The organism is Streptomyces sp. NPDC049915 (genome assembly GCF_040656475.1).
In the GTDB taxonomy this organism is placed as follows: domain Bacteria; phylum Actinomycetota; class Actinomycetes; order Streptomycetales; family Streptomycetaceae; genus Streptomyces.
Window position 1 is genome coordinate 26,433 of record NZ_JBFAMH010000014.1, and the last position, 14,795, is coordinate 41,227.

The following is a 14,795-nucleotide window of genomic DNA, read 5'->3' on the forward strand; positions in this document are numbered from 1 at the left end:
CCCTCTACCGTACGTAGTAACAGGAACCCCAGGAAGGACGGCAGTCCGTTGTACGAAGGCGTGGTCCAGGACCTCATCGACGAGCTGGGGCGGCTGCCCGGCGTCGGTCCCAAGAGCGCCCAGCGGATCGCCTTCCACATCCTCCAGGCGGAGCCGACGGACGTACGGCGCCTCGCGCACGCCCTCCTCGAGGTGAAGGCGAAGGTCCGCTTCTGCGCGACCTGCGGCAACGTCGCGCAGGAGGAGCTGTGCGGGATCTGCCGTGACCCGCGCCGCGACCCGGCGGTGATCTGTGTGGTGGAGGAGCCGAAGGACGTCGTGGCGATCGAGCGGACCCGCGAGTTCCGCGGCCGCTACCACGTGCTCGGCGGCGCCATCAGCCCCATCGAGGGCGTGGGCCCCGACGACCTGCGCATCAGGGAACTCCTGACCCGGCTGGCCGACGGCACGGTCACCGAGCTGATCCTGGCCACCGACCCCAATCTCGAAGGCGAGGCGACGGCGACGTACCTCGCCCGCATGATCAAGCCCATGGGCCTGAAGGTCACCCGCCTGGCCAGCGGCCTCCCGGTGGGTGGCGACCTGGAATACGCGGACGAGGTGACCCTCGGCCGCGCCTTCGAGGGGAGACGACTGCTAGATGTCTGACGCCACGCTGCACGCGACCGATCCGACCCCGGACGACTTCGTGGTCCAGATCGCGGACCAGATCGAGAGCTTCCTGGTGGCCGTCACGGAGGTGGCGAAGGGCGACGAGCCGGCATCGGCGGTCCCCTTCCTCCTCCTGGAGGTCTCCCAGCTCCTGCTGGCCGGCGGTCGCCTGGGTGCCCACGAGGACATCGTTCCCGACGAGCGCTACGAGCCCGACCCGGGCCCGGAGCAGGACGTGGACGAGCTGCGGGAGAACCTCGCCCGCCTGCTCGACCCCATCGACGTCTACTCCGAGGTCTTCGACCCCTACGAGCCGCGCACCGCCCCGGTCCCGGCCCGTATCTCCGACGACCTCACCGACGTCATCACCGACCTGCGCCACGGCATGGCCCACTACCGCGCCGGCCGTACCTCCGAGGCGCTGTGGTGGTGGCAGTTCTCCTACTTCTCCAACTGGGGCTCCACGGCCTCGGCGGCCCTGCGCGCCCTGCACTCGGTCCTGGCCCACGTCCGCCTGAACCAGCCCCTGGAGGAACTGGACGGCCTCGACACGGACCAGTCGGACCTGGGCGACGACACCCTGGAGATCGAGGCGGGCCGGGTCATGGCCCAGGAGATCGGCGGACCGCTGGGGATCCACCCGGGGATGTGACGGCGAGCAGCGCCTCCGCGTCGACGTACGGCGCGGTCGGCGTCGGCGCGCTGTACCAGCGCAGGGGCCAGGTGTCGCCGTCCAGCGCCGGTACGCCGATGTAGGTGACGGTGCGGTCCGCGCGCCGGCCGAACCGCTGCACGCCGAGCGGCCAGTCGTGGCGGTGCACGCTCCCCGGCGGGAGCAGGAAGTACACCCACCGGCTCCCGCCCCCGCCCGCGCACACGATCGGCCCCGCCTCGTCCCCGGCCCGCTCGATCAGACACTCGGCCACGGCCTCGCCCCGGCGGCCCTCGATCCGTACGGCGTCGAAGTGCACGCCCGCCAGGCGCAGTCGGTGCCCTTGGGCGGGGACCCAAGAGGGCCGGTGAATTCTGTTGGTCATGGTCACACGGTGACGCCCGAGTGGCTACGGTCGGTAGTGACCCAGGTGATACACAGCGCGGTGTACCGGTCGGAGGTGCGTTCCGTGACCCAGTCGCCCCCCATGTGGCGCTTCATCGGCAACCAGTTGAAGCGCTGGCGCACGAAGGCGAATGTCTCCCGTGAGGAGTTGGCCGCCGCGTCGAGTTACTCCCCGGACACCATCAAGGCCATGGAGCAGGGTGTACGGATGCCGACGCCCCGAGTCCTCGACGTGGCCGACGAGTTGTGCGGGGCGGAGGGGATGCTGAGCGCGGCGAAGGACTACCTGAGCAGGGAGAAGTTCCCGCCGCGGGCGCAGGAGTTCATGGAGCGGGAGAGGGAGGCGGTCAGCCACTGGTCGTACGAACCGACGTACATTCCAGGGCTGTTGCAGACCGAGGGATACGCGCGCCTGCTCATCGACAATCACGTTCCCACCCTCGACGAGGAGACGGTGGAGCAGCGGATCGCCGCTCGAATGGAGCGTCAGACGGTTCTCACCGAGCGGAAACCGCTGGTGGGTCTGAGCTTCGTGATCTACGAAGCGGCTTTACGGGCTCCTCAGGTGGACGCCGAGCAACTGCGTCGTCTGCTGAAGGCGTCCAGCTTGCGCAACGTCGTGCTCCAGGTGCTCCCATTCGAGCAAGCCATCCCGGCTGCGCTCATGGGGCCGATGGTGCTGCTGGAGACCGGCGACCATGAGCGTTTCGCCTTCACCGAGGGACCGTTGGCCAGTGAACTCTCGGCCGATCCGGAGGTTGTCAGGCGCACCACCGAGCGACTTAGCATGATCCGCACGCAGGCTCTCGGGCCTGACGAGTCGGCCCGTTTCCTCGAGCGGATGGTGGATCGCCATGACTGACCAGCTCACATGGTCCAAGTCGAGCTACAGCGACTCCGAGGGCGGCAATTGCGTCGAAGTCGCCCCGACCCCCACCGTCATCCACATCCGCGACTCCAAGAACCCCACCGGCCCGGAGATCCTGCTCCCCGCCGCCACCTGGACGGCGTTCATCTCCGCACTTCAGCCCGGGGCTTGAGCCTCGGGCTTCGAGCTCTTCCCTTGGGTTTTGGGCTGGGTGAAACCAACCAACCAACCAAGCCCGTACGTGAGTTGAGGCGGCCTACCTCGAAAGAGTGACGTTCCGTGATCAGCTTGCGCCGCAACGTAAAGCCGCTCTAGGTTCACGGCAAATAGATCGGCCCCGGTCGGTGCGCCAACACCGGCTCCGGGGCCTGACCTACGGATCGAAGGAGTAGTTCGACCGTGGCTTACGCCTACCCTAGCCCCGCCCTGCCGTCGCCGTCCCACCCCCTGGCCAAAACGGGGTACGGAAAGCGCTCCGTGGGTGACGAAGACCCGCACGCGGAAGCGGACTTCGCACACCTGGGCGACCGCGAACGCGACCTCGCGCTCTACGTCGACCACCTCGAAGACGGTCGGGCCGTGGGCTACAAGGTGATCACGGCGGAACACCCTCGCTACGGCCAGCAGGCGACGCGTGTGTCGCTGGGGCGCTTGATCGATGCCGGGCACCTGCTGTGGATCCGGGAGCACATCACCCTCGAGGACGGCTCGATGCGCTGGGTGACGCGAACGTACTGGTCACGTACGCCCAGGTCGGCGGCTTGGTGGGACGAGTTCGCGCGGGAACGGAACGGCAGGATCGTGACCGACGGCTACCGGTCCGGACTGGCCCGGGTGGAGGAGGCCGAGCACGAGGCGCCCGAGGAGGCGCCGTCGGAACCTGCCGAGCCGCAGCCCAGCGCCGCATACCGCACCCTCGCGGAACTGGGTGACACCGCCCGCCGTATGTCGCTGTCCGAACAGGACTGCCGGTCCCTCGAATCCGCCGCCGCCGAGTGGCTGTCGCGTGGTTCGACGCCCGAGGACATCACCCGCGCTCTCACCGGAGGGCTCCCACCCGCCGTGACCAACCCGGGCGGACTCGCCCGCACACGACTGGAGAAGAAAATGCCGCCGAAGAAGACGAAGGCGCGCCAGAAGCAGAACCCGTTGCTCGGTCACGTCGACCGAGTCGTCCGGGCATGTGGCACCTGCGACGCGGACGAGCGGACCGTGGAGATCATCCAGGGCCTGTGCCGGGAGTGCCGGGTCAAGCTGGGGCTGGAGACGCCGGAGGGGAAACGCATCCCGCAGATGCCGGCGACCTTCTTGCCCAGGCCGCTCCCCACCGCCGAGCAGGTGCACCAGTGGGCGGCCCGGGTGCGCGCGGCGGGCGGCCTCCGTCCGAGGCGGGTGAGGGACGTATGAGCGTGCAGCAGATGGCCGTCGAGGAGTTCGAGGAACTGGAACGCCACGCCCCGGAAACGGTATGGCTGGAGTTCATCGGCGGTCGTCCGACGGTGAAACGCGGGCCGGACGGTGACCGGAGCGAGATCATCGCGTGGTTGCAGAGGCTGTGGGCTGAACGTGACCGAGGTCCGTGGCTCTACGCATCCCGCGGGCTGCGTACGGAAGCCGACGGGGCGGGGCGGCCGCGACCCGAGCCGGCTGACCGTCTCACCATGTGACCCGACCCACATTCCGCGTGCCCTTCGCCCCCCTGGGCATGAGCCTGTCGGACGCGAGCGGCCCGGACATCTCACGATGCGGTATCCCGAGGGGTGAAAACGGGCGCTCGATAGACTGAACCGACCGCGGTACACCGGCGTATCTGCGGAAAGAACACAAACGGAGCGAGGAGCGCACGTGGGCCTTGTCGTGCAGAAGTACGGAGGCTCCTCCGTAGCCGATGCCGAAGGCATCAAGCGCGTCGCCAAGCGGATCGTGGAAGCCAAGAAGAACGGCCACCAGGTGGTCGCCGTGGTTTCCGCGATGGGCGACACGACGGACGAGCTGATCGATCTCGCCGAGCAGGTATCCCCGATCCCTGCCGGGCGCGAGCTCGACATGCTGCTGACCGCCGGGGAGCGGATCTCCATGGCCCTGCTGGCCATGGCGATCAAAAACCTGGGCCACAGCGCCCAGTCGTTCACCGGAAGCCAGGCAGGTGTCATCACCGACTCGGTCCACAACAAAGCCCGGATCATCGACGTCACGCCGGGCCGTATCCGGGACTCGCTGAACGAGGGCAACATCGCCATCGTCGCGGGCTTCCAGGGCGTCAGCCAGGACACCAAGGACATCACCACCCTCGGGCGCGGTGGGTCGGACACCACCGCTGTCGCGCTCGCGGCCGCGCTCGACGCCGAGGTGTGCGAGATCTACACCGACGTCGACGGCGTGTTCACCGCCGACCCGCGTGTGGTGAAGAAGGCCCGGAAGATCGACTGGATCTCCTTCGAGGACATGCTCGAGCTGGCCGCATCCGGGTCCAAGGTGCTGCTCCACCGCTGTGTGGAGTACGCCCGCCGCTACAACATCCCGATCCACGTCCGGTCCAGCTTCAGCGGACTTCAGGGCACGTGGGTCAGCAGTGAACCGATTGGGGACAAGCAGGTGGAGCAGGCCATCATCTCCGGTGTCGCGCACGACACCTCCGAGGCCAAGATCACGGTCGTCGGCGTGCCCGACAAGCCGGGCGAGGCGGCCTCCATCTTCCGCACGATCGCCGATGCCGAGATCAACATCGACATGGTCGTGCAGAACGTGTCCGCCGCGGCCACGGGCCTGACGGACATCTCCTTCACGCTGCCGAAGACCGAGGGCCGCAAGGCCATCGACGCCCTGGAGAAGAACCGCTCCGGCATCGGCTTCGACTCGCTGCGCTACGACGACCAGATCGGCAAGATCTCCCTGGTCGGCGCCGGTATGAAGACCAACCCGGGCGTCACCGCGGACTTCTTCACGGCCCTGTCCGACGCCGGTGTGAACATCGAGCTGATCTCGACCTCCGAGATCCGCATCTCGGTCGTCACCCGCGCCGACGACGTGCCGGAGGCCGTCCGCGCGGTGCACACCGCCTTCGGGCTCGACTCCGACAGCGACGAGGCCGTCGTCTACGGAGGCACCGGGCGATGACCGCCCGCGTCCGCACAGGCGTACGCCGATGAAGGACCGTCCGACGCTCGCGGTCGTGGGGGCGACCGGAGTCGTCGGCACGGTTCTGCTCCAGATCCTGTCCCAGCGCAAGGACGTCTGGGGCGAGATCCGCCTCATCGCCTCGCCGCGTTCGGCCGGCCGCAAGGTGGCCGTGCGCGGCGAGGAGACCGAGGTGCTCGCGCTGAGCGAGGAGGCCCTCGACGGGGTCGACATCGCGCTGTTCGACGTGCCCGACGAGATCGCCGCGCAGTGGGTGCCGATCGCCGCGGCCAAGGGCGCCGTCGTGATCGACAACTCCGCCGTGTTCCGGCTCGACGGCGACGTCCCGCTCGTCGTGCCCGAGGTCAACCCGCACGCCGTACGGCTGCGGCCGCGCGGGATCGTCGCCAACCCCAACTGCACCACCCTGTCGATGATCGTCGCCCTGGGCGCGCTGCACGCCGAGTTCGGGCTGCGCGAGCTCGTGGTGTCGTCGTACCAGGCCGTGAGCGGTGCGGGGCGGGCCGGAGTGGAGACGCTGCGGCGGCAGCTGTCCCTGGTCGCCGGTACGGAGCTGGGCACCGGCCCCGGCGACGTACGGCGGGCCGTCGGTGACGACACCGGGCCGTTCCCGGAGCCGGTCGCGCTGAACGTGGTCCCGTGGGCCGGGTCGCTGCGCGAGGACGGCTGGTCCTCGGAGGAGATGCAGGTGCGGGACGAGTCCCGCAAGATCCTCGGCCTGTCGTCGCTCCCGGTCGCCGTGACCTGTGTCCGCGTCCCCGTCGTCACCACGCACTCCCTCACCGTCCACGCGCGTTTCCAGGACAAGGTCACCGTCGAACACGCCCGGGAGATCCTGGCGACCGCGCCGGGCGTGGTCCTGGTCGACAACCCGGAAGCGGGCGAGTTCCCGACGCCGGCCGACGCCGTGGGCACCGACCCGACCTGGGTCGGCCGGGTCCGCCGGGCGCTGGACGACCCGACGGCGCTGGAACTCTTCGTGTGCGGGGACAACCTGCGCAAAGGGGCCGCGCTGAACGTCGCGCAGCTCGCCGAGCTGGTGGCGGCCGAGCCCGGCTGAGCCGTACCCCCCGTTCCCCTGGTCGGAAAATCCGGTCGCTCTGTCAGTGGTCCTTTGTAGGATCTGTGCAAATTGTGTGATCAGGACGATGGTCCGGACCACTTGAATCGTGCCACCAGGCGTTCGAAGATTTTTCTCCCCGCCTCCGCAACCGCGCGGACGGCGGGGAGCGTCTTTGCGATCGCCCTTTTCCGGGCTGCGGGAGGCGCGTCGGTCAGGGCCGGGGGGCGGCCCGTGCCGGGAGCGGGGACGCCCGGTCGCAAACGGACATAGGGGAAGAGCGGGGCTGATGACGGCACACGACTCAGTGTCGGGCGGCGCAAAACCGGCGCCGGGCGCGTACAACCCTTGCGGGGGGAAACGGGTCCAACTGGCGTGGCAGAGGTACTCGACTTTCCTGCGGCTGCGCGCGGCACGGCCCTTCGGCCCCGTCCGCCGGCCCTTCGACCGCGCATGGCCGGCCCGTCCCGCGGCATGCCGGTGATCGCGCCCATGCCCGCAGCGCGGCCCGCCCGCCTCCCCGGTCAGCGTGACGGCGCCGACCAGAGCGAGGCGGTGGCGGCCGGTACGACCGTCGACCACCTCACCGAGACCTACCGGGCGCACTACCGCTCCCTGCTCGGTCTCGCCGCTCTCCTCCTCGACGACACGGCCTCCTGCGAGGACGTCGTCCAGGAGGCGTTCATCCGCGTCCACTCCGCGCGCAAGCGCGTCCGTGACCCGGAGAAGACCCTCGCCTACCTGCGCCAGACCGTGGTCAACCTGTCCCGGTCCGCGCTGCGCCGCCGCATACTCGGCCTGAAGCTGCTGTCCAAGCCGATGCCGGACATGGCCAGCGCCGAGGAGGGGGCGTACGACCAGCTGGAGCGGGACGCCCTCATCCAGGCGATGAAGGGCCTGCAGCGCCGTCAGCGCGAGGTGCTGGTCCTGCGCTACTTCGCGGACATGACGGAGGCCCAGGTCGCCGAGACGCTCGGCATCTCGCTGGGCTCGGTGAAGGCCTACGGCTCCCGCGGCATCGCGGCCCTGCGCGGGGCGATGGGGGCACGGGCATGACCAAGCAAGCGGAGGGCGGCGACTCCCACGAACGCCATGAGCCGTACGCCTGGCACGAGCCGGGTTCGCCACGCGAGCAACACCCGAAGCCATCGCACGCTGGGAACGGAACTGTGAACCACGGCCCCGACGACCAGAGCCCAGAGGGGCTCGACTCGGACGAGCTGGCCCTGCGCCGGATGCTGCACCAGGCGGTCGAGGAGATCGAACCGCGCGAGGGCGGCCTCGACCACCTGCGCCGTGCGGTCCCGGCCCGCCGGGCCCGTAAGCGGCAGGCCGCCGTGGGCATGGCGGCGGCGGCCCTGTTCGTGGGCACCGCCATCCCCGCCCTGGTGCACGTCTCGCAGGCGACCGGAACCGACGCCGACCCCTCCATCGCCGCCAACAGCTCCCAGGCCCAGGGCGGCACCGGGCAGGGCAAGGACCCCAGCGGCGGGCAGACCTCCGGCACCGGGGGCACCGGCCCCGCCCATGACAAGGCCGAACCGGGCACGAAGGACCCCGGCAACGGCAAGGCAGGCCCGGGCAGCGCCTCCGCCCCCGCCGGCACCGGGCCCTCCGCGTCCAGCCCGGCCAGCGTCCCGGAGTGCACCTCCGCGCAGCTCGGCGACGCCGCCGCCACGGCCGAGGCGCCCGACTCCGCGGGCATCGTCTACGGCACCTTCCGCATCACGAACGTCTCCGACGCCAAGTGCGCCGTCGTCGGCTCCGGCACGGTCGGCTTCACGGCGCGGGGGGCGGCCGAGGCGGCGAAGATCTCGGTCGTCGAACACACCGCGGGCGACGCGGCGGCCGCGCTGCCCGACCCGTCGCTGTACGTGTCGCGCCTGGTCCTCGCCCCCGGCTCGGCCTACGACGTGAAGTTCGCCTGGGTGCCCTCGTCGACCTGTCCCACGGGCGGCGGCGGCACGAGCGGCGGCACGACGGGGGGCGGCGGTGCGGACGGCGGCTCCGGCAACCCGTCACCGGACCCGTCGCCCAGCCAGGACGCGGCCGCGGACCCGGGCACGTCCACCGGCGGGGAGACCGGCACCACCACCCAGCTGGTCACCGACGGCGGCACGGCCGACGGCAGCGTGGTCGTCACACACACCGCGCAGGCCGGCTCGCCGTCGGCTTCGGTGACGGTGACGGGCGCGTGTGCGGGGACGGTCTACCGGACGGGGCTGCTGGCGGAGTCGTAGTCCGCGTCCCCCGTCGCGCCGGGGCCGGGGCCGGCGTCGGCTTCGGTGTCGGTCTCGGTCTCGGCTTCGGTGTCGGGGAGCAGGCCCAGGCGGGCGTCCTTCTGGAACTCCGCCTCGCGGCGCAGCAGCCGGAACCACATGAAGACGACGAAGCCGGCGAAGACGAACCACTCGCCGGTGTAACCGAGGTTCTGGAACGCCTTGAGGTCGAGGCCGGTGTCCGAGGGCGCGCTCGCGGGCACCGCCTTCATCCCGGCGTCGCCCTTGGCGAGGGTGACCCACGCGGGGTATACGTCGTACGGCACCAGGTTGACGAGCGACGCGGAGCTGATCGCGGCGGTCTGCCCGGCCGGGAGGCCGCCCTTGGCGCTGACGCCGTTGTCGCCGGGCGTCTCCGGAGCCTGGAGCGCGCCGGTGACGGTGACCCGGCCGGCCGGCGGGGCCGGGGCCTTCGCCGGGTCGGCGTTGCCGGGCAGCCAGCCGCGTACGACGGGCAGGGCCTTGCCGCCGTCCACGCGCAGCAGGGTCAGGACGTAGAAGCCGTGGCGGCCGTCCAGCTCCCGGTCGGGTACCAGCAGCTGACGGTCGTAGTGGCCGGTGGTGGTGGCCTGCCTGCCGGAGGTCGCCTTGTCCACCGGCAGCAGCTCGGCCAGCGGGCGCGGGGCCTCGGTGTGCGCGGCGGTGGCGGTGGCCTCGGCGTCGCGGTGCTCGTCGACGCGGGCCTCGAAGCGGCTCAGCTGCCAGGAGCCCATGAAGACGCAGAAGGGGATGGCCAACAGCACGAAGACGTTGATCCCCCACCAGCGGGGCGTCAGCAGAAACCGGTACACGCCTTCAACGGTACGGGGCGCTGCGCTTTGCCTGGGCGTGGGGGGCGACTGGGGGGACTGCGGTTCGTCGTCTGCGGGCGCGTGGGTGGCTGGTCGCGCGGTTCCCCGCGCCCCTGGGGGTTGCAGTGCCGTGCCTGCACAACTGCGGGAACCACCCGGCGCGCAGCCCGCCTCCGACGCCCGGCAGGTTGTCCACAGGCTGAGGAGGGCCGAGGCCAAAACACCGGAGGACCAGGCACTATGGGCCCATGACTGAGAGCAACGGGTCCGTCTCGCAGGGACGGCAGCAGAGCCAGGAAATGCCGGACTGGGAGAAGCGCTTCCGCGCGCCCCGCGTGTCCCTGCCGGACTGGGCCGAGGACGCCCCGGACCGGTCGCTGTTCGTCTCGAACGCGACCGGGACGTACGAGCTGTACGCCTGGGACCGGGCGAGCGGCGAGCAGCGCCAGGTGACCGACCGGCCCAACGGCACCACGGACGGCGTGCTCTCCCCCGACGGCCGGTGGATCTGGTGGTTCGACGACAAGGACGGCGACGAGTTCGGCGTCTGGCGCCGCCAGCCCTTCACCGGCGGCGCGGACGAGCCGGGCGCCCCCGGCCTCGGCCCCTCTTACCCGGCGGGCCTCGCCCTGGGCAGAGACGGGCGTACGGCGGTGGTGGGCCGCTCCACCGACGAGGACGGTACGACGATCCATCTGGCACGCGAGGGCCAGGAGCCGGTGGAGATCTACCGGCACCGGGAGTCGGCCGGCGTCGGCGACCTCTCGCACGACGGCACGCTGATCGCCCTGGAGCACACCGAGCACGGCGACGCCATGCACTCCGCGCTGCGCGTGGTCCGCCCCGACGGCACCACCGTCGCCGAACTGGACGACACCAAGGGCGGCACGGTCGAGCTGGGCCTGGAGGTCCTGGGATTCGCTCCCGTCGACGGCGACACCCGGCTGCTGATCGGGCACCAGCGCCGCGGCCGCTGGGAACCGCTGGTGTGGGACGTGGCGAGCGGCGAGGAGAGCGACCTGGCGCTCGAGCTGCCCGGTGACGTGAGCGCCGAGTGGTATCCGGACGGCAGCGCCCTGCTCATCGCGCACAGCTTCGAGGCGCGCAGCGAGCTGTTCCGCTACGACCTCGCGGCGCGCGAGCTGACGAGGATCCCGACCCCGCCGGGCACCGTGTCGGGGGCGACCGCCCGCCCGGACGGCGCGGTGGAGTACCTGTGGTCGTCGTCCGCCGAGCCGTCCGCGGTGCGCTCGACCGCCGGCGGTGTGGTCCTGGACCCGCCCGGCCTGAAGTCCCCCGGCTCGGTGCCGGTGGAGGACGTGTGGGTGGAGGGGCCCGGTGGCCGTATCCACGCCCTGGTGCAGAAGCCGGCCGGGGTCAGCGGGCCGCTGCCCACCGTCTTCGACATCCACGGCGGCCCCACCTGGCACGACAGCGACTCCTTCGCCGCGGGCCCGGCCGCCTGGGTCGACCACGGGTACGCGGTCGTGCGGGTCAACTACCGCGGCTCCACCGGGTACGGCCGGGCGTGGACCGACGCCCTCAAGCACCGGGTCGGCCTGATCGAGCTGGAGGACATCGCCGCGGTGCGCGCCTGGGCCGTCGAGTCGGGCCTGGCGGATCCCCAGCGGCTGGTCCTCACCGGCGGCTCCTGGGGCGGCTACCTCACCCTGCTGGGGCTGGGTGTGCAGCCGGACCTGTGGACGCTGGGCATCGCCGCGGTGCCCGTCGCCGACTACGTCACCGCCTACCACGACGAGATGGAGGCGCTGAAGGCGATGGACCGCACCCTGCTCGGCGGCACCCCCGAGGAGGTCCCGGAGCGCTTCGAGGCGTCCTCGCCGATCACCTATGTCGACCAGGTCAAGGCCCCGGTCTACATCTCGGCCGGGGTGAACGACCCGCGCTGCCCGATCCGCCAGATCGAGAACTACGTCAAGCGGCTGCAGGCCCGCGGGGCCGTCCACGAGGTGTACCGCTACGACGCCGGGCACGGCTCGCTGGTCGTGGACGAGCGGATCAAGCAGGTCCGGCTGGAGCTGGACTTCGCGGAGCGGTACCTGCCGAAGCGGTAGCGGTCGTCCCTGCCGGTGCCCCGGTGGAACCAGCCGCCGGGTGGGGCAGTCTGTCCTCTCGTGGGAACGGTTCCGAGTCAGAGCACCCCGGCCGACGCGGCCGCGCACATGGTGGTGTGCGGGGACGACGCGCTCGCGCACCGGCTGGCCGCCGAGCTGCGCGGTGTGTACGGCGAGCAGGTCACGCTCGTCGTGCCGTCCGCGCAGCGCACCGTCCGGCCGCCGGTCGTCGGCCGGGCCCGGGCGGTGTCGGCGGCGCTGCTGGACCGGGTGGTCGGCGCCGCCGTCAGCCTCGGCGCCGCGGGCGGTGCCAACGGCGGTGGCAACGGCGGTGGCAACGGTGGTGGTGACGCGGCCGGCCGGCAGGAGCGGCTCATGGAGGCCGTCGAGCCGACCGAGGTGGTGCTCGCCGACGCGGGCGTGGAGCGGGCGGCCGCGCTGGCGCTCGTCTACGACGACGACGAGACCAACATCCGTGCCGCCCTCACCGCCCGCCGGCTCAACCCGCGCCTCCCGCTCGTCCTGCGGCTGTACAACCGGCGGTTGGGCCAGCACATCGAGGAACTCCTCGACCAGGCGGCCGCGTTGGCGACCGGCGAGGACACCGGCGACGCGTCGACGACCGTACTGTCCGACGCCGACACGGCCGCGCCCGCGCTGGCCGCGGCCGCCGTCGCCGGCACCACCAAGGTCGTACAGACCGAGGGGCTGTTGCTGCGCGCGGTCGAACAGCCGCCGGTGCGCGGACAGCAGACCGCCCCGGGCCTGGCGACGCTGGCGCTGCTGTCACCGCCCGGGGGCGGCACGCCGGGTGCGGAGGGCGGTGACGAGCGGGGCCCCGAGCTGCTGCCCGACACGGCGGCGGTACGCCAGGCCGCCGGGCAGTGCGGCCGGGTGGTGCTGGAGCAGGTGGCGTACGCCGGTGACGGCACGTCGGCGCCGGTGGCCGGGGCGCGGCGCGGCATCGGGGGCGTCGTACCGCCGCTCGGGTCGCTGTTCTCGCGGCGGCTGCGCTGGTCGCTGGCCGGGCTCGCGGGCTGTGTGCTCGCCCTCGCGGTCGCCCTGTGGCTGGTGACCGGGGTGCATCTGCTCGGGGCGCTGTATCTGACGCTGCTGGACCTGTTCGCCATCAACGATCCGGCGGTCGGCGCCTCCACCGGGCGGCAGGTCCTCCAACTCCTGTCCGGGCTGGTCGGGTTGCTGCTGCTGCCGGTGCTGCTGGCCGCGGTGCTGGAGGGGCTCGGCACCTTCCGCAGCGCGTCCGCCCTGCGCAAGCCGCCGCGCGGACTGAGCGGGCATGTGGTGCTGCTCGGCCTGGGCAAGATCGGCACCCGGGTGCTGACGCGGCTGCGGGAGCTGGACGTGCCGGTGGTGTGCGTGGAGGCCGGTGCGGAGGCGCGGGGGCTGGCGACGGCGCGGCGGCTGCGGGTGCCGGTGGTGCTGGGGGACGTGACGCAGGAGGGCGTCCTGGAGTCCGCCAAGATCCATCGGGCGGCGGCGCTGCTGGCGGTCACCAGTTCCGACACCACGAACCTGGAGGCGGTGCTGTACGCCCGCGGCATCCGCCCCGACCTGCGGACCGTGCTGCGCCTGTACGACGACGACTTCGCGACCGCGGTGTACCGCACCCTGCGCGCCGCGCACCCGCACGCCCGGACCCGCAGCCGCAGTGTGTCCCACCTGTCGGCGCCCGCCTTCGCGGCGGCGATGCTCGGCCGGCAGATCCTCGGCGCGATCCCGGTGGAGCGGCGGGTGCTGCTCTTCGCGGCGGTGGACGTCGCCGGGCATCCGCAGCTGGAGGGCCGCACGGTGGGCGAGGCCTTCCGCGCCGGGTCGTGGCGTGTGCTGGCCCTCGACGCGGCGGCGTCGGCCGAGCAGCCGGCCGAGCCGGACGCGGCGGAGCCCAGGACGTCGGGTCTGGTGTGGGATCTGCCCGAGACGTATGTGCTGCGCCCGCGGGACCGGGTGATCCTGGCGGCGACCCGGCGAGGCATTGCGGAACTGCTGGGCCGGCGCGGCCGGGCGGGAGTTCAGCGGACCTGATGCGGGACCCGCGCCGCGGCCAGCGGGCCGGGACGCCGGGAGTCCCAGCCCAATCCGGCGAGCGCCCGCGCCCGCGCCTCCACCACCGCCATGCGGGCCCGGCGCTCGACCGGGTCCACGTGGGAGGCCTGGCCGGTGACCTGGCCGTCCCACTTGCGGTAGTACAGGCCGACCTCCCGCGTGAACCAGCCCGGGCTGACCGCGTCCAGGGCGAGCAGCAGGCCCGTGTCCTCGGAGGCCGGCAGCGCCATCCAGCCGCCGAGGGCGAGCAGCAGGTCGCGGCGGACGAAGAGGGTGGCCGGGTGGACCTGGGCGCGGTAGTCGTGCGCCGCCCAGAAGCCGAGCACCGCGCCCCGCTCGAGGGGCCCCTCGTCCGGGTCGCCGGGGAAGCCGACGGTCGTGCCGTCGGGCAGCAGGTCCAGAGCGCGGGAGGTGGCCCACCCGAGTCCGGGGTCGGCCTCCAGCGCGGCCAGGTCACGGGCGAGCGTGCCCGGGGCGAGCCGGTCGTCGGCGTCGAGGACCTTCACGTACTCACCGTCGGCGTGCGCGAGCGCGAGGGTGCGGGCGACACCGGGACCGCCGCGGCGGCCCTGCCGGAAGGTGATCCGGGGGTCGTCGGGGACGTACGGGCGTACGGCGTCGCTCTCACCGTCCTCCTGGATCACCCAGTGCCACGTCCAGCCGTCGGGCAGCACCTGCGCACACAGCGAGGCATGGGCGTCGGGCAGAAAGGGCGCCGAGGGAGCGTGGACCGCGGTGACGATGACGACGCGCCGGCACACGGGCGACCCCCACCTGCCTTTCCGTAACAGGGACGAAGCGCTCAGCAAGGA

The 14,795-nt window shown here is 72.0% G+C and carries 15 protein-coding genes; 12 read left to right on the forward strand and 3 right to left on the reverse strand.

Translation table 11 applies throughout. The features are described from left to right. Positions 1-48: 48 nt before the first annotated feature. Together recR and AB0J12_RS23585 are read left to right on the forward strand one after the other, a co-directional pair. On the forward strand, positions 49-648 hold the full coding sequence (recR, locus tag AB0J12_RS23580) for a recombination mediator RecR (protein WP_363266343.1): 600 nt from the start codon (positions 49-51) through the stop codon (positions 646-648). Continuing rightward, a complete protein-coding gene (locus tag AB0J12_RS23585; RefSeq protein WP_363266344.1) occupies positions 641-1,303 on the forward strand; it encodes a DUF5063 domain-containing protein in 663 nt (220 codons plus the stop codon). Before recR ends, AB0J12_RS23585 begins: the two co-directional genes overlap by 8 nt. Here AB0J12_RS23585 and AB0J12_RS23590 read toward each other — a convergent pair. Beyond that, positions 1,254-1,688, reverse strand: a complete 435-nt coding sequence (locus AB0J12_RS23590) for a hypothetical protein (RefSeq protein ID WP_363266345.1) — start codon at positions 1,686-1,688, stop codon at positions 1,254-1,256. The two genes, AB0J12_RS23585 and AB0J12_RS23590, sit on opposite strands and share 50 nt — an antisense overlap. Positions 1,689-1,790: 102 nt before the next feature. On the opposite strand from AB0J12_RS23590, the gene AB0J12_RS23595 reads away from it, so the two are divergent. The 8 genes from AB0J12_RS23595 to AB0J12_RS23630 all read left to right on the forward strand — a co-directional run bounded on the left by AB0J12_RS23595 (position 1,791) and on the right by AB0J12_RS23630 (position 9,014). Further along, complete coding sequence (locus AB0J12_RS23595; RefSeq protein ID WP_363266491.1) at positions 1,791-2,570, forward strand: helix-turn-helix transcriptional regulator; 780 nt, start codon at positions 1,791-1,793, stop codon at positions 2,568-2,570. Then, positions 2,563-2,748: a DUF397 domain-containing protein gene (locus AB0J12_RS23600; RefSeq protein ID WP_363266347.1), complete on the forward strand. Its 186-nt coding sequence runs from the start codon at positions 2,563-2,565 to the stop codon at positions 2,746-2,748. The genes AB0J12_RS23595 and AB0J12_RS23600 overlap by 8 nt, the downstream gene beginning before the upstream one ends. A 305-nt stretch (positions 2,749-3,053) precedes the next feature. Beyond that, the gene (locus AB0J12_RS23605; RefSeq protein WP_363266349.1) at positions 3,054-3,983 is read left to right on the forward strand and encodes a hypothetical protein; all 930 of its coding nucleotides are present in this window, start codon (positions 3,054-3,056) and stop codon (positions 3,981-3,983) included. Next, the gene (locus tag AB0J12_RS23610) at positions 3,980-4,243 is read left to right on the forward strand and encodes a hypothetical protein (protein WP_363266350.1); all 264 of its coding nucleotides are present in this window, start codon (positions 3,980-3,982) and stop codon (positions 4,241-4,243) included. Before AB0J12_RS23605 ends, AB0J12_RS23610 begins: the two co-directional genes overlap by 4 nt. Positions 4,244-4,421: 178 nt before the next feature. Further along, positions 4,422-5,693 carry an aspartate kinase gene (locus tag AB0J12_RS23615; RefSeq protein WP_363266351.1) on the forward strand — a complete coding sequence of 424 codons (1,272 nt, stop codon included), beginning with the start codon at positions 4,422-4,424 and terminating at the stop codon, positions 5,691-5,693. A gap of 28 nt (positions 5,694-5,721) precedes the next feature. Continuing rightward, positions 5,722-6,774 carry an aspartate-semialdehyde dehydrogenase gene (locus AB0J12_RS23620; RefSeq protein ID WP_363266352.1) on the forward strand — a complete coding sequence of 351 codons (1,053 nt, stop codon included), beginning with the start codon at positions 5,722-5,724 and terminating at the stop codon, positions 6,772-6,774. Between the two features lie 453 nt (positions 6,775-7,227). Then, the gene (locus tag AB0J12_RS23625) at positions 7,228-7,830 is read left to right on the forward strand and encodes a SigE family RNA polymerase sigma factor (RefSeq protein WP_363266353.1); all 603 of its coding nucleotides are present in this window, start codon (positions 7,228-7,230) and stop codon (positions 7,828-7,830) included. Next, on the forward strand, positions 7,827-9,014 hold the full coding sequence (locus AB0J12_RS23630) for a hypothetical protein (protein WP_363266354.1): 1,188 nt from the start codon (positions 7,827-7,829) through the stop codon (positions 9,012-9,014). Before AB0J12_RS23625 ends, AB0J12_RS23630 begins: the two co-directional genes overlap by 4 nt. On the opposite strand, the gene AB0J12_RS23635 is transcribed toward AB0J12_RS23630, so the two are convergent. Further along, positions 8,984-9,844 carry an SURF1 family protein gene (locus tag AB0J12_RS23635; RefSeq protein ID WP_363266355.1) on the reverse strand — a complete coding sequence of 287 codons (861 nt, stop codon included), beginning with the start codon at positions 9,842-9,844 and terminating at the stop codon, positions 8,984-8,986. The two genes, AB0J12_RS23630 and AB0J12_RS23635, sit on opposite strands and share 31 nt — an antisense overlap. A 248-nt stretch (positions 9,845-10,092) precedes the next feature. Here AB0J12_RS23635 and AB0J12_RS23640 point away from each other — a divergent pair, with 248 nt between their 5' ends. Both AB0J12_RS23640 and AB0J12_RS23645 read left to right on the forward strand, forming a co-directional pair. Beyond that, positions 10,093-11,919 carry a prolyl oligopeptidase family serine peptidase gene (locus AB0J12_RS23640; RefSeq protein WP_363266356.1) on the forward strand — a complete coding sequence of 609 codons (1,827 nt, stop codon included), beginning with the start codon at positions 10,093-10,095 and terminating at the stop codon, positions 11,917-11,919. Between the two features lie 108 nt (positions 11,920-12,027). Further along, positions 12,028-13,962, forward strand: coding sequence for an NAD-binding protein (locus tag AB0J12_RS23645; protein ID WP_363266492.1), 1,935 nt, complete (start codon positions 12,028-12,030; stop codon positions 13,960-13,962). On the opposite strand, the gene AB0J12_RS23650 is transcribed toward AB0J12_RS23645, so the two are convergent. After that, entirely contained in the window at positions 13,950-14,744 is a 795-nt protein-coding gene (locus AB0J12_RS23650) for a glycosyltransferase family 2 protein (protein WP_363266357.1), read from the reverse strand. The two genes, AB0J12_RS23645 and AB0J12_RS23650, sit on opposite strands and share 13 nt — an antisense overlap. Positions 14,745-14,795 lie beyond the last annotated feature (51 nt).

Coding starts and splice junctions, on each gene's coding strand:
- AB0J12_RS23595 (WP_363266491.1), top strand. CDS start 1,791: ATGTGGCGCTTCATCGGCAACCAGTTGAAGCGCTGGCGCACGAAGGCG.
- AB0J12_RS23620 (WP_363266352.1), top strand. CDS start 5,722: ATGAAGGACCGTCCGACGCTCGCGGTCGTGGGGGCGACCGGAGTCGTC.
- AB0J12_RS23585 (WP_363266344.1), top strand. CDS start 641: ATGTCTGACGCCACGCTGCACGCGACCGATCCGACCCCGGACGACTTC.
- AB0J12_RS23600 (WP_363266347.1), top strand. CDS start 2,563: ATGACTGACCAGCTCACATGGTCCAAGTCGAGCTACAGCGACTCCGAG.
- AB0J12_RS23630 (WP_363266354.1), top strand. CDS start 7,827: ATGACCAAGCAAGCGGAGGGCGGCGACTCCCACGAACGCCATGAGCCG.
- AB0J12_RS23610 (WP_363266350.1), top strand. CDS start 3,980: ATGAGCGTGCAGCAGATGGCCGTCGAGGAGTTCGAGGAACTGGAACGC.
- AB0J12_RS23590 (WP_363266345.1), bottom strand. CDS start 1,688: ATGACCAACAGAATTCACCGGCCCTCTTGGGTCCCCGCCCAAGGGCAC.
- AB0J12_RS23645 (WP_363266492.1), top strand. CDS start 12,028: ATGGTGGTGTGCGGGGACGACGCGCTCGCGCACCGGCTGGCCGCCGAG.
- AB0J12_RS23640 (WP_363266356.1), top strand. CDS start 10,093: ATGACTGAGAGCAACGGGTCCGTCTCGCAGGGACGGCAGCAGAGCCAG.
- AB0J12_RS23625 (WP_363266353.1), top strand. CDS start 7,228: ATGGCCGGCCCGTCCCGCGGCATGCCGGTGATCGCGCCCATGCCCGCA.